This is a genomic window from Austwickia chelonae NBRC 105200 (assembly GCF_000298175.1).
GTDB classification, from domain to species: domain Bacteria; phylum Actinomycetota; class Actinomycetes; order Actinomycetales; family Dermatophilaceae; genus Austwickia; species Austwickia chelonae.
The window spans coordinates 198,302-212,833 of sequence record NZ_BAGZ01000001.1 but is presented as its reverse complement, the minus strand read 5'-3'; the positions used below and the strand labels follow the sequence as shown (position 1 = coordinate 212,833).

The window sequence follows — 14,532 nt, the reverse complement described above, 5'->3', positions numbered from 1 at the left end:
TGGATGCGGACTTCATCCGGTCCGCCGATTTTTCACAACCATTGTTCTGTGCTCTTTCCCTGGGGATAAGAGCGAGGGAGATGAAGGTCATGAGCGAAGAAGTGCGTGAATGTCGTCGCGCGATGCAGGAGTCGATGGATCTGCGGGATCAAGGTCATTCCTGACGCTGATCCCGCAGTTGAAGGGGCCGATATCACTCTGGTGATATCGGCCCCTCGGTATGTGTGGGTGGCGCGAATGCGACCCGGCCGAGGGGTGATTCTCCAGGTGGGGGAATGCGAGGCTTCCTCGAGGGGTGGCGGAACGGGTCGGAGGCCCGAGCGGTCCGTCCATCATGTGGACGGTGGGTCTCTTCGCGGAAGGGTGAATCGGCTCCGAGAGCTTCCCGGCTGGGAGTCCCCTGAGTGGGGTGAGTTTCAGTTACTGCCGGTAGCGCCACAGGGGCGCCTTCGGCAATCCCTTCTTCGCCGTCGGAAGCGGGTCGGGAGAGGGCGGCGGATCTCCATCCGGGCGTTCCGGTCCGTTCTTGAATCGTTACTTTCGACGGAGTTAATTCATTGCTCAACTTTCCCCCTTCGCCGAGAGGAACACTGTTCATCCTCGCAAATATCGCGAAACCCGGCCGAGCGCACTTGTGCCCCTCGTTCGAGGCAGGAGGGCGGCACATTCCTGCCCGCGGTAGGAGAACGCCCATAAGCCGGCGAGGAAAAACCGGATTTCCCTGGTGGTGCGAGAACCCGCACGCTGTTTCTCGAAAAGCTGACCCAACGAGTGCCCCGTTTTATCCCGGCACCGGACGCTTGCTCGCCGATGACCTACAGGCTCAGGGGTGTCCACACTTCGAGAACCTCCGGGGTGCAGGCCTGCGCCCCTGATCCGGCGGGGATTCTTCTGCCGCATCTGCACCTTCGGACGATGCTTCCACGGCCCGCCACCAGTCCGGTCTCATGAGGAGCACCTGCCCGAACAGAGCCTGGTGCCTGGCCTTATATTCTGGTCTGCACCGTATTGATCGGGGGTTTTACAGAATGACGCGCTGGTCGAAGGGACTGCGCGCCCTGGCAGCTGTGTGCGTGGTCACGATCGTGGCTGCGACGGTGCTGCTGGTGGTCCGCTCAAGAGGATACGACCAGACCAGAGTCACCCCCGACGACGGCACGGTCTGGGTCTCCGCCGACTCCCTGGGCATGTTCGGTCGGGTGAGCCTGCCCGACGGAGCCCTCGACGCAGCCTTCCCACCACCCGGAGAACGCCAGGCCGCCTACCAGCTCGACCTCTTCCAGGCCGGGCCGGCCGTCGTCGCCCGCGACCGCACCTCCGGCCGCGCCTACCCCGTCGACCTCACCCGCGGCAAAGCGCTCGAGGACGAAGGCGTGGCAGTTCCCAGCTCCTGGACCATGGACTCAGGAGGCACGACGGTCGCCGCACTCGACCCCGTCTCCGGGGACGTCCGGCTGGCCCAGGCCGACCACGACGGCAAGGCTTCGGTCTCCGGTCTGACCTCCGCGACCAAACCCTCCTTCTCCGTCGGATCCGATGCGGGTGCTTCCCAGTCCGGACGACGGTCGGACCTGGCGGTGGGACTGGACGGCCGGGTCTACGTCGCCTCGACATCGGGCCATGTCTCGACCCGTCGCCCCGGGGTCGACGACGAGGTGAAGAAGATCGACCTCGGCGGGCGTCTCCAGGACGTCCGGGTCACCGCGGTCGGTGACCGTCCGGTCGTCCTCGACCCCAAGCAACGGGTCGTGGTGCTCCCCGGCGAACGACGGGTCCCTCTCCCGGGAACCCCCGGTGACTCCGTACTCCAGCGTCCCGGGCCCGAAGCCGACGAGGTGCTCGTCGCCGGATCGAAGGAACTCTTCGCGATCTCCCTGGCCGACGGAGCGGTCCGGACACTGTCCTCCGACGGCATCGGATATCCCGCACGGCCGGTGCGTCAAGGCGAATGCGTCGCCGCAGCATGGGCAGGGGCCCAGGCCGTGGCCGTCCGCGGATGCGGGGAAGACGCGCCAAAGAAGGTCCGACTCAGCAAGGACGACGGTGGGCTGCAGACCCCCGACCTACGAGCACGGGGAACCTCCGTGGTGCTGAACGACGTGGCCCGGGGCTCGGTATGGGACCTGTCCACCGGCAAACGGCTCGACAACTGGTCCACGGTCAAACCACCCACCAAGGAAGGCAAGACCGGCAAGGACGACAAGGACCGGACCTCCAACCAGCCGAAGGCGCCCAAAGCCGTCGCGGACGAATACGGGGTCCGGCCGGGGCGCTCCAGCGTGCTCCACCTGCTCGACAACGACTCCAACCCCGGCGGGGCGGTCATCGCGATCTCCTCGGTGTCCTCCCCGAGCGACTCCCGCGTCCGCACCACGATCTCGGCAGACGGCCAGAGTGTGCAGGTCGTGGTCCCCGACAACGTCGGGACCGTGAACTTCACCTACACCATCACCGACGGGAGAGGGCTCTCCTCCTCGGCCCCGGTCACCCTCAAGGCACGTGCACCCAAGGACAACGCGCCGCCTCATCTTCGTGCCGGGCACAAGCCTCGTTCCTACGCCGTCCCCAGCGGCGGCCACGTCGCCGTGCCCGTGCTGGCCGACTGGCGGGACGACAAGGACAACGACCCGGTATCGGTGGTCTCGGCCTCCGCCCAGGGCATGCAGGTCTCCGTCTCCAAAGACGGCAATATCGACATCTCGGCCGCGGCCGGCAAAGGCCACCGACAGGTGTCCTACGAAGTCAGCGACGGGCACAGCACCGCCAAAGGCAGTATCGACCTCGAAGTGCTGGCACCGGGAGCGACCACCGCCAGCCCGCCCACCGCGATGCCGGACTTCGTCTCCGGACAAGTGGGTCGGCCGATCGTGATCCGCCCGCTGGACAACGACCTGCCCGGAGCGGACCCGGCCACCCCCTCGGCACGCCTACGACTGGCCGGAGACGTCTCCTCGGCCGAAGGGCTGGCCGTGACGACCAACCGCAACGAGGGCACGGTCACCGTCACCGCTGCCCGCCCGGGAACCTTCTTCCTTCCCTACGGGGTGATCTACGGTGGCGCACCCATGGCCAAATCCACCATCCGCGTGGACGTCGCCCAGGTCGTGAAGGACGCGCCGCCGATCGCCGTCATGGACACGGCCGTGGTCCGCGGACAAGGAGCGGTCACCGTCGACGCCCTGGCCAATGACATCAGCCCCTCCGGGCGCATCCTCGCGGTCTCCCGCGCCGAATCCGCCGACCCGAGCCAGTTGCAGGTCGGTGTGGTCCGTGGACGATGGCTGCGGATCCAGCCGAAGAAACCTCAGCTCGCGCCCTCCCAACAGGTGGTGCGGTACACGGTCGAGGACGGCTCCAACAGCGCAGTCACCGGGTCGGTCATCGTCACCCAGCTGCCGGCACTGCCCCAGTCCGTGCCGGTGACCTCCGAGGACCACGCCACGGTACGGGTCGGTGACAATGTCACGATCCCGGTGCTCGACAACGACGAGGATCCGGGCGGCTCCCAACTCGAGATCGTGCAGGACGTGCCCGGCGCGCCGGCACCCGGCCGTCTGGTCGTGACCGTCGACGGCAAGGAGTCGACCGACCACGGTTCGGCCTATGTCTCCGGCCGCGTGGTGCGCTTCCAAGCGCCTCAGACGATCCAGAACCGCACGACGGTCCAGATCACCTACCTGGTGCAGAACTCCTCCGGGCTGGAAGCCAAAGGACAGGCCCACGTGGTGATCGAGCCCGAACCAGGGCAGGGGAATCCGAACCGTGAACCGGAGCCTCCGGAGATCGAGGGCCGGATCGTCGCCGGTGACACCACCACCCTCCAGATCTCCGCGACCGGCGTGGACCCGGACGGGGACTCCGTCGCCCTGATCGGCATCGCCAGCGCGCCCTCCCTGGGACGCGTCATGGGGTTCACCCCCGGAACCTTGACCTATCAGGCCTACCCGATGTCCGGCGGCACCGACTCCTTCTCCTATGTCGTACAGGACAAGTACGGGAAACGCGGCACCGGAACCGTACGACTGGCCGTCGTCCCTCCGGGAGACCCGCAACCGCCGATGGCCGTGGACGACACGATCGTGGCCCAGCCCGGAGCTACCGTCCGCTTCGACCCGCTGGCGAACGACCTGGTCGCCACCGGGGACAAAGTCCGGATCAACGACCTGAAGGAGACCAACGGCGCAGCCGTCGAAGGTGCCAAGCTCGACTCGCCACGCGGACCCATCGAGGCGACCATCGGCACCGGGACCCAACCGGTGACCTTCCGATACGCCCTGACGAACGGGCTGGGCACGCCGAGCGTGGCCACCGTCACCCTGCGGGCGCGCGCGGGATACCGGATGGCTCCGGTGGCGGCGAACACCCAGGCTACGGTCAAGGACGGCGAGACCTCGGTCACCGTCAACGTCCTCGACAAGGTCCGTGACCCGGACGGCGACGGGTCTGGACTGCGGGTCAGCCAGGTCTTCGCCCAGGACGCCACGGCGCAGGGCGGCCAGGTGACGGTACCGCTCGGCGCGCATCCGCGTTTCGTGGCCTACGAGGTGACCGACCGCGAAGGTGCCTCGACGATGGCGGTGCTGACGGTTCCGGCGACGGGTCAGGGACTGCCGTACCCTGCGCCTGACAAGGTGATCGAAGTCCCCAAGAACGGCAGCGTCAAGGTGGACCTGTCCGACTACGTGCGGCATCCCGCAGGTAAGAAGGTCTCGGTCGTCCCGGGGTCGGCGATCTCCTCCTCGCCGGAGGGGATGCTCGACGTGAAGGCGGTGGAAGCCACCCAGATCCAGGTGAGCGCGAAGACCGACTACGTAGGACCGGCTGCGATCTCCTTGCAGGTCAGCGAGAATGCCGACGGATCGGATGCCCAGAACAAAGCTGCGCTGGTCTCCATCCCGGTCCAGGTCGGGCCGGAGACACCGGTGCTGAGGTGCCCGTCGTCCACCTTGGGCGTGGTCGTCGGCGGCCCCGAACAACGGTTCGACGTCATGGCTCTGTGCCACGTCTGGACAGCCAAACCGGGTGGCGCGGAGAAGCTGCGCTTCCGGGGACAGCTCTCGGGAGAGACCTCAGGTCTGCAACTGTCCAACCCGGACAATCACACGGTGGCTCTGTCGGCGAACGGGAACGCCAGGGAAGGGCAGCGGGCGACCCTGTCGATCAGCGTCCCCGGGACGGAAGCGAAGCCCGCCACGGTGGCGGTGACTGTGCGCAGCCCTCATCCGCCGACCCTGGCTCCGATCACCTTGGACGGTGTCGCAGCAGGACAGACGGCATCGGTGAACTTGGCTGGCTACATCTCGTCGCCGTTGAGCTCGCCTCGGTTGTCGGTGGTCTCCTTGGAACAGGCCGGGGGATCGCGGGCACGACGTGATGTGAACGGGCTGAACGTGTCGATCACACCGGACGCCGGCGCGAAGGGCGTGCTGACCTTCTCCGTGGTGGTCTCCGATGTGTCGGACCGGTCGCGGTCCGATCGTCAGGGACGAGGCACCATCACCGTCCGGGTGATCGGGACGCCGGACGCGCCGGGGACACCGGCTCCATCAGGGCCTCCGCAGAGCGGAGCGGTGGTGTTGACCTGGGCGGTGCCGAATAACAACGGATCTCCGATCGATCGTTACCAGGTGTCATGGCCAGGGGGCACACAGGACTGCGCGACAGTGCCCTGTGCGATCTCGGGGCTCCGTAACGGGGCGTCCTTCCCCTTCCGGGTCAAGGCGCACAACTCGGTGGGATGGGGGCCGGAGAGTCCGGTCTCTGCCCCGGTGCTGGTCGACGCTCGTCCCGGCCCGGTGCGTGATGCCCGGGTCGCTCAGGGCGAGGCCGGATCTTTGGTCCTGGCCTGGTCGCCTCCGGAGTCCGTCGGGTCGCCGGTGACCTCGTACGTGGTGACCTGGCCGGGAGGACGCATGGTTACTGCGGCGACCCAGGTGGTGGTGCGAGGTTTGGACGCCGCCGGGCCGGTTTCGTTGACGATCGTGGCGGTCAACCAGGTCGGGCCGGGTGAGCCGGTGACGGTGACCGGCCAGGCGGCCGGAAGACCGCGTACCCCCGGTGCCCCTCTGCTGTCGGCGGTCGCCGACGGGAAGGGCAACGCCCGGGTGGCGATCTCCTGGACCCCGGTGTTGCCGAACGGGCCGCAGCCGCTCACCTATACAGTGACCCGGACGGGCCCGTCGGGAACGACCACGGTCTGTTCGACGGGGATGATCTCCTGCAAGGACACTGTTCCGTCGGACGGTGGCGAGTACGCCTACTCGGTGACGGCGACCAACGGGGCAGGTCTTTCCTCGGATCCGGGGCCTTCGGCGTCGATCGTCGCCGAGGGTGGCCCCGGTCAGCCGACCGATGTCAGCGCGGAGCGCACCCCGCAGGGCAAGGTCCTGTTGACCTTCACCTCCCCCCGCGCCACCAAACCGGTCACGGTGCAATGCCTGCTGGGAACGGCGTCCTGCTCCGGGTCGCCGTGGAATTTCTCCGCTCCGGAGAAGGTCACCCGGACCTTGGAACCGGTGCCCGGCGCCCTCACCGTGACCCTGACGGCCTGTAATCAGGGGTCCAGGACGCAATGTTCTGCACCTCTGACGGTGCCGATCAAGGGGGAGCAGAACTCGGACGTCAAGGTGAAGGTCGGTGCCAGCGGGCCGTCGATCGGCTACGAGGTGTCGACGCCGGGCGCTCCGGCGGGGAGCTCTCTGACGGTGACGGTGGTGGCCGGCGGCCGTACGGTGAGCAGCCAGCAGTTCACCACCGGAGCCGGCGACGCCTGGGCGGCGAAGCAGACCGTCCGAGTGGGTTATGCGCAGAAGGTCACCGTCACGGCGGTGCTGACCACGCCCAAGGGCAATCGGACGGCCAAGGCTGCGGTCGAGACCAGCCAGGCGAAGGTCGCGCTGACCGGAGCGGGGTCGACATCGCCGATCCCGGTGACGATCGACGTGGCCGGGATGGCGCCCAGCGCCACCGTGGTCTGCACGGTGACCAATCGGACCAGGTCGGCCTCGGCCGATGTGAATGTGGCGACGGACACGTCAGGGCGTGGGACGGCAGCGATACCGCCGGACCGGTTGAGGGCCCAGGCGCGTGATGTCGTCATCGCTACGTGTGACCGTGGCGGTAACGACGGGGGAGTCAGCTCCCCGCCGACCACCCTTCCCACCAAGCCCTGACGGGCCAGATCACCGCCGTGAGGAGACGGAACACGTGATGAACAGGAAAAACTCAGCCGATCAGGGCAGAACGGTGGCGCAGTCCCACGAGATCAGCTGGTTCCAGAAGACCTTCGACGCCTTGGCGACCAATGTGGCCGAAGCGGTTCTGGGCAAGCGCCATGTGGTCGACCTGACGCTGACCTGTCTGGCGGCTCGTGGGCATCTTCTCCTGGAGGATCTCCCCGGGACGGGCAAGACCAGTTTGGCCCGCGCTTTGGCGCAGAGCGTCCAGGGCGAGCACCACCGCATCCAGTTCACCGCGGATCTGCTGCCCGGCGATGTGACGGGGGTGTCGATCTTCGATCCGGCCAAGCAGGTCTTCGAGTTCCACCAGGGCCCGGTGTTCTCGAACATCGTGCTGGCCGACGAGATCAACCGGGCCAGCCCGAAGACCCAGTCCGCGCTCTTGGAGGCGATGGGTGAGGGCCGGGTCACCGTGGACGGTGTCACCCACGAGATGGCGACCCCTTTCATGGTGATCGCTACGCAGAACCCCATCGAGCAGGCCGGTACCTACCGGTTGCCCGAGGCTCAGCTGGACCGTTTCCTGATGAAGACGTCGGTCGGTTATCCGGATAGGGCGGCGATGCGGCAGGTGTTGGGGGGCCGGGCCGAGCGGGATCGCGCCAAGTCGGTGCGTCCGGTGATCACGGGTGACGTGGTCGGGCAGCTGGTCGACGTCGCCCAGCGGGTGTATGTCGCTGACGAGATCATCGACTATGTCACGGAGCTGGCCGAACAGTCGCGGGTGACTCCGCACGTCCGGGTCGGGATGTCGGTGCGTGGGGCCTTGTCGTACGTGCACTGTGCCAAGGCGTGGGCCGCCTCGCAGGGGCGGAACTTCGTGATCCCGGACGACATCAAGGAACTGGCTGTACCGGTGTTGAGCCATCGGTTGCTGTTGGATGCGGAGGCCCAGTTCGAGGGGGTGTCGGTGGAGGCCGTCATCGATCAGGTCTTCGAGATGGTTCCGGTTCCCGACGGCGGGTCCCGCGGGTCCGATCGGAGCTGACATGGTTCTTCCCCGCGTTCCTGCGACGGTCGGCCGGATCCGGACGCAGGTGGTATCGGCCTGTGCTGCGGTTGTGGACGGTCCGTACGGTAGGACGGCTCGTCGGTGGGCGGCTCCGATGGTGCGGGTCCTGCGTCCGGTGACCTCTTTGGGCTGGTCGGTGCTTGCGGCTTCTTTCCTGTCCTGGATGGTGTGGCTGTCCACCGGGTGGGCCGAGGCGGGGGCGATGTGTGTGGCCGGTTTCGTGCTGGTGGCTCTCTCGGTGGCCTGGTCGTTGCTGCAGGGGGGGATGGAGGTCTCGTTGTCCTTGTCCCCGACACGGGTGACGGCAGGGGAGACCGCCGGAGGCGAGATGCTGCTGCGCAGGGTCGGTCGACATCGTCGGCTGCCGACGGTGGTGGAGCTTCCGGTGGGTATGGGCCGCGGGCGGTTCTATGTCGGTGGCGCGGTGGGTGCTGTTCAGGTGGAGCAGTATTCGGTGACCACGGAGAAACGTGGCGTGGTCAGGGTGGGTCCGGCCCAGTCGATCTCGGGTGATCCGTTCGGTCTGGTCCGTCGGGAACGGACCTGGACGGAGGTCTGTGAGCTCTTCGTGCATCCGCATACGGTTCCGCTGCCGGCCTTGGACGCGGGGATGATCCGGGACCTCGAGGGACGGTCGACCACGGATCCGTCGCCGTCCGACCTGGATTTCCACACGGTACGGCCGTACGTGCCGGCGGACGACCGCCGCCACGTCCATTGGAAGGCTACGGCTCGGTCGGGCTCGGTGGGGCCGTCGGAAACTCAGTCCTTGCTGGTCAAGCAGTATTACGACACGAGGCGTTCTCATCTGGGTTTGGTCGTGGACGTCGACGCCGAGCATTATCCGGATCCGGAGGACGTGGAGATGTCCTTGGAGGCTGCGGCTTCCTTGGCCGTGCGTGCATGCCGGGACGAATTGGACGTGAGCGTGGCCGCGGGGGGCCGGCTGATCCATGCGGCGCCCCTGCCGATCCTGTTGGACGGATTCGCTCAGGTCGAGGTCGGGTCGGAGCGGCTGTCCGAGTCGGTGGTGCGTTTGATGACCGCGGCACCGCAGATGAGCCTGGTGGTCTTCGTCGTGGGTCCGCAGACCGACCATGATGATCTGCGTCTGGGGGTTTCCTTGTTGCCGGCGTCGGTGCGTCCGGTCATCCTGCGGGTGCATCCCGGGCACCAGCCGGGGCTGTCGACTTTCCCGGGGGCTTCGGCGATGGTGATCGGTCGGGTTGAGGATCTGCCGATGTTGGTGCGGGAGGGAACCTTGTGAAGTCTGCTCTGGATCGTCTGGCGATGGGTCTGGCCGAGCGTGAGGCGACGGTGGACGCGGTGATGACCGTTCTGCTGTTGTGTTGTGCCTTGGGGGGTTTCGTCGGAACCTTCGACGGGCCGTTGGCGCTCTTGGCAGGTGGGGCCGGGGTGCTGATCGGGGTCAGTCTGGACACTCTGTGCCGGTCCCTGCCCGTGCCTCGGTGGATGCGTATTGCGTCTCGGGCGCTGGGCGTCGTGTTGGTATATCTCGCGGTCGCTCCTTTTCTCGGTGCCCGCGGCGCGGACGACGGCCCGTTGTCGCCGGGGGCGTGGACGCGAGCCGTTCAGGTGGCTTTCGGTGGGTGGCACGACCTGTTGACCACTTTGCCTCCGGTGGCGCAGGACGGGCCGATGGCGGCGCTGCCGTGGCTGATGGGTCTGGTGTCGGGTCTGTTGACTTTTGCGGCGGCTCGGACCTGGCTCCGTTCGGGTCCGGTTCTGGGGCTGGTCGGGACGACTGCCGCATTGGCGGCTTTGTTGGGGACCTCGTCCTCGTCCGGGGCGGTGCTGCGCGGGTTGATCCTGATCTTGGGCGCGGCGTTGTGGGCGGGTATCCGTGCTTCGCGTCTGGTGGCTTCGAACCGCCCGGTCGGCGCGGCGCAGTTCGCTGCGGGTGCGGCACTTCTGATGGTGACCGGGATGCTGGCGGCTCCCGCTGCCCAGGCGATGACCTCGTCGGGCGGCCCCCGGGAGACGTTGCGGGAGCGGATGGTGCCGCCGGTGACCGACCATGCGAAAGCCAGCGTCCTGGCCGGGTTCCGGCGTTTTCGTCCGGTGGGCGAGGCCTTGGCGGACAAGGCGTTGGTGCAGGTGTCCGGGCTGCCCAAGGACGCTCCGGTCCGTTTCGCGGTGCTGGATTGTTTCACCGGCACGGTGTGGGACGCCTGTGGCCTGCCCGGGGTGGCCCGGCCGGGGGCGGGTGCTTTCTGGAAGGTCGGTACGGCGATTCCGGCGCAGATCGGGGGACCGTCGACGGAATACCGCATCCGGGTGGAGGACGCCTACGCCCAGGATCCTTATCTGCGGGACTGGATCCCTTCGGCGGGGTCGCTGACCTCTTTGGACTATGCCGGCGACCGGCGTGAGGCGTTGAGCGAGGCAAGTCGGGTCAATGTGTCCACGGGCGCTGTCCTGGTCTCCGGGGGGATTCGAGGGGGCGAGGAGACGGTGCAGTCTGCTCGTCTGCCGGGGAATGCGATGCCGGACACTCTGCCGGCGACCAAGGGCGCGTTGACCGATGCTTCCCGGTTCCAGGCGGTGTCGTCCTATGTGGCCCGGTGGGGTGGTCCTTCTTCGGACCCGTGGCAGCGGTTGCGCTCGGCGGCGCAACATCTGCGTTCGACCGGTGCGTATTCCGATGGTGATACGGGCGCGGAGCGTCCGGTGCTGCCCGGGCACGGTGTGGGTCGGATCGAGGCTCTCCTCAGTGCTACCGAACCGGCTGGGGACGACGAGCAGTACGCCAGCGCGGTGGCTTTGATGGCGAACAGCCTGGGTCTCCCGGCTCGGGTCGTCGTGGGTGGGGTGCCGGATTCGTCCGGTGTCTTGCGCGGACGGGAGGTCCGGGCCTGGATCGAGGTGGCGGTCGAGGATGCCTGGGTGCAATTGGGGCCCGACCAGATCGTGCCGCCGCGGGACAAGAAGCCCAAGCCCATCCCGGAGGAGGACGTCCAGGGGGCGTCGGCTGCGGTGGTTCCGCCGCCGAATACGGCTCGTCGGCCGAGCTCGGAGGATCCGTTCGCGTCGGATGCGTCTTTGGGCGGTCACGATCGTCGTTCGACACCGGTGAGCGAGTGGTGGATCGATGTCCCGCTGTGGGCCAGGGTGACCGGCGCGATCATCCTGGGGCCGCCGCTGTTGTGGTTGGCTTTCGTCGGTGCGGTGATGGCGGTGAAGGGCGGGCGTCGTTCGGCCCGGCAGAAGCGTGCGCCGACGGCTGCGGTCTGCGCCGGTTGGGACGAGGTGGTCGACCGCCTCGTCGACCGGGGGATGTCTCCACCGCTGGGGGTGAGTCGTCGCGAGTTGGCCCGTTTGACGGGCGAGCCGTCTCTTCTGGGGTTGGCTGCGCGGATCGATGCGATGCATTACGGTCCGCACCCGGTCGGGGAGGAGGAGGTGTCCGCGGTCTGGCGTGAGGTCATGGAGCAGCATCGACTGTTGGCGGTGGGTCTGCCGTGGTGGCGGCGGTTGTTGCTCGCGGGCAGTCTGCGCTCGCTGTTGCCGGGGTGGCGTACTCGGGAAGGTGCGGAGGGGCTGCGCCCGTCCTCGGTGTATTCCTTGCGGATCCAGGGTTAGCGGCGTCCGAAGGGCCAGAGCCACCACCACCAGGGGCGTTTCCGTCGGCGTCGACGGCGTAGGCCTCCTTCGGGAACGTCTGTGTCGAAGAGGTCGACGGCGCCTTTGGTGGGTGCGTAGACGCTTTCGGCGGCGCTGGTCCGACGTTCTCGTCGGGTCGTCCGGGAGGGGATCTCGCCGGTGCGGGCGGCTCGGCGTGCGGCTCTGGTGGCTGGGGATTCGCCGATCGGTGGCGGGCTGTGCAGGGGTTCCTGGTCGAGGCCGGGGAGGAGACGTGGCGAGTAGGGGACGGATTCCTCTGGCCGGGAGAAGGGGGCCGGGGGGAGGAATCCGTGTTGTTCGTAGTCGAGGTAGGTGTCTGGGTAGTGCTCTGAGCGGTACCCGGTGGTGTCGTCCCGGTAGGGGGTGTGCTCCGGCGGGTGGGGGGTGTAGCTGTCGTCCGGTCCGGGGTGTCGCTCCCAGGGGTTTTCCTGAGATTCCCACTGGTACGGGTCGGCCGGCTCCGGCTGGTCCGGGTGCGCTGGGTAGTCCTGATAGGGGTCGTACCAGGGGTCCCGGTACGAGTCCTGGTAGGTCTGCGGGTGGTGTTCGGCGGGGGGCTGTTGCGGGATCTCCTGGTAGGAGGCGTGGTCAGGGTAGGGGTCGTACCAGGGTTCCGGGTAAGGGTCCTGGTAGGAATCTCGGTACGGGTCCGGAGGGGGTGCGTCGGGATACCGGAGGGCGTGGGGTGGGGGGTGTTCCTCGACGGGTGGGTACTGGTCCGCGGAGGCGGCCGGGTAGGGGTCGTGGTACTCGGCCTCTGCCGGTGGCGGGTAGGGGTCCAGGTAGGGCGGTGGGGTGGTGAACCGTTGGGACAGGGTCACATCGTGGAGGAGCTTGCGTTGCAAGGCCCAGTACTGGGTGGGCGAGATCTCTCCCTGCAGGTAGAGCTCGTCGAGTTGAGCGAGGTCATAGGGTGCCCGGGAGGCCTCGGTCTGTTCATCGTTCATCGGGGGAGCGGTGTGCCGGGCCGGTCGCGGTGCGCAGTGTCGCTGGCCCGGTGTCGTCGGCTGGTGTAGGGGGGTGGATGCCGGCGTCGAGGCGGGGGAGGGCGAAGGTGGCTGTACACCTGTGGCCGGATCGGTGGTGGTCCGTCCGGTGGTGTGCTGCGCCAGCGAAGAGTAGGGCGCTGGGCCGATTGGTCGTCACCTGAGGTGTGGTGCTGCGTGGTGTAGGCACGGAGGGCTCCCCTTGTTCCACTGGTGATGATATCGCTCTCTGTGGTGGGGCTTCTCCTGCGGTGGTGCCGGCTGGGGCTGGTCGGTCCAGGTCTTCGGTGGGCTCGGTCCAGCCGTCTGCCTGCCGATGAGATGGTCGGGGTCCGGGTTGTCCGGGGAGGGTGCGCCTCCCTGTAATTCTCATTGAATGAGATGAGGGTCCTATTATGCAAGATGAGCCGCTAGCGTCCTTACCTATGAAGGATGTCGCACAGGACGCCGTCGAACTGGCCTGCATCCCCGGCGACGGCATCGGCCCCGAAGTCGTCCGCGAAGCGCGATCGGTCCTCGACGCACTCGCGGAGAACGGCCTGGGTCCCCGCATCAATGCCACCGAGTACGACCTCGGAGCCCGCCGTTGGCAGAAAACCGGCGAAGCATTGCCCGCCGAGGTCCTCCGGGAACTACGCGACCACGACGCCATCCTTCTCGGCGCGATCGGCGACCCCTCCGTGCCCAGCGGACTACTCGAACGACAACTCCTGCTGACCCTGCGATTCGCCCTCGACCACTACGTCAACCTCCGCCCGGCCAAACTTCTCCCCGGTGCGGACAGCCCCCTCGACATCCCGCGTGTCGCCCCCGCAGGGATCGACTACATCGTCGTCCGCGAAGGAACCGAAGGCCCCTACGTCGGCAACGGAGGCGCGCTCCGCGTCGGCACCCCCGCCGAAATCGCCACCGAGACCAGCATCAACACCCGACACGGTGTCGAACGCGTGGTGCGCTACGCCTTCGACACCGCCCACGGACGGCCACGGCGACATCTCACCCTGGTGCACAAGCACAACGTGCTCACCCACGCCGGACAGCTGTGGCGACGCACCGTCGAAGAAGTCGCCACCGAATATCCCGACGTCCAATGGGCCTACCAGCATGTCGACGCCACCACGATCTTCATGGTCACCGACCCCGGACGCTTCGACGTCATCGTGACCGACAACCTCTTCGGCGACATCATCACCGATCTCGCCGGCGCCACCACCGGCGGCATCGGACTGGCCGCCAGCGGCAATATCAACCCGACACGCAGCACGCCCAGCATGTTCGAACCGGTCCACGGATCCGCCCCCGACATCGCCGGCCAGGGAAAGGCCGACCCGACCGCAGCGATTCTCTCCAGCGCCATGATGCTGACCCATCTCGGATACAGGGAAGCCGCTGCCGCCGTCGAATCCGCCGTCGCAGCCGACCTCGCCGAGCGTCCCCGGCTCGGCCCGCGCAGCACCGCACAGATCGGGGACGCGATCGTCCGGCTCCTGACCTGAACCGCTCCGGAGAGCACCCCCGACCCACAAGGTTCCCCGCCCCGGCACACAGGATCATGCCGGACATCACGCACCCTCGCGCGTTAACCTGCCCAGGAGCGAAGGTGCACACCCCGAACAGCGGCGGCACCCCTGCCCCTCACGTCCCGATGACG

The 14,532-nt window shown here is 67.6% G+C and carries 6 protein-coding genes; 5 read left to right on the top strand and 1 reads right to left on the bottom strand.

Annotated elements, in window-relative coordinates; genetic code table 11:
• Positions 1–1,028: 1,028 nt before the first annotated feature.
• Genes AUCHE_RS00925 through AUCHE_RS15365 form a run of 4 tightly spaced genes read left to right on the top strand, consistent with a single transcriptional unit; the run spans position 1,029 to position 11,853 of the window.
• Complete coding sequence (locus AUCHE_RS00925) at positions 1,029–7,172, top strand: Ig-like domain-containing protein (protein WP_006501374.1); 6,144 nt, start codon at positions 1,029–1,031, stop codon at positions 7,170–7,172.
• A 37-nt stretch (positions 7,173–7,209) separates the two neighbouring features.
• Positions 7,210–8,226 carry an AAA family ATPase gene (locus AUCHE_RS00920; RefSeq protein ID WP_052024733.1) on the top strand — a complete coding sequence of 339 codons (1,017 nt, stop codon included), beginning with the start codon at positions 7,210–7,212 and terminating at the stop codon, positions 8,224–8,226.
• A 1-nt stretch (position 8,227) separates the two neighbouring features.
• Positions 8,228–9,517 (top strand): DUF58 domain-containing protein, encoded by a 1,290-nt coding sequence (locus tag AUCHE_RS00915; RefSeq protein WP_006501371.1) that lies wholly within the window; start codon positions 8,228–8,230, stop codon positions 9,515–9,517.
• Positions 9,514–11,853 carry a transglutaminase-like domain-containing protein gene (locus tag AUCHE_RS15365; RefSeq protein ID WP_006501370.1) on the top strand — a complete coding sequence of 780 codons (2,340 nt, stop codon included), beginning with the start codon at positions 9,514–9,516 and terminating at the stop codon, positions 11,851–11,853. The genes AUCHE_RS00915 and AUCHE_RS15365 overlap by 4 nt, the downstream gene beginning before the upstream one ends.
• On the opposite strand, the gene AUCHE_RS00900 is transcribed toward AUCHE_RS15365, so the two are convergent.
• Positions 11,850–12,842 carry a hypothetical protein gene (locus AUCHE_RS00900; RefSeq protein ID WP_006501369.1) on the bottom strand — a complete coding sequence of 331 codons (993 nt, stop codon included), beginning with the start codon at positions 12,840–12,842 and terminating at the stop codon, positions 11,850–11,852. The genes AUCHE_RS15365 and AUCHE_RS00900 overlap by 4 nt on opposite strands.
• A gap of 464 nt (positions 12,843–13,306) precedes the next feature.
• Here AUCHE_RS00900 and AUCHE_RS00895 point away from each other — a divergent pair, with 464 nt between their 5' ends.
• Complete coding sequence (locus AUCHE_RS00895; RefSeq protein WP_006501368.1) at positions 13,307–14,377, top strand: 3-isopropylmalate dehydrogenase; 1,071 nt, start codon at positions 13,307–13,309, stop codon at positions 14,375–14,377.
• The last annotated feature ends 155 nt before the right edge of the window (positions 14,378–14,532 follow it).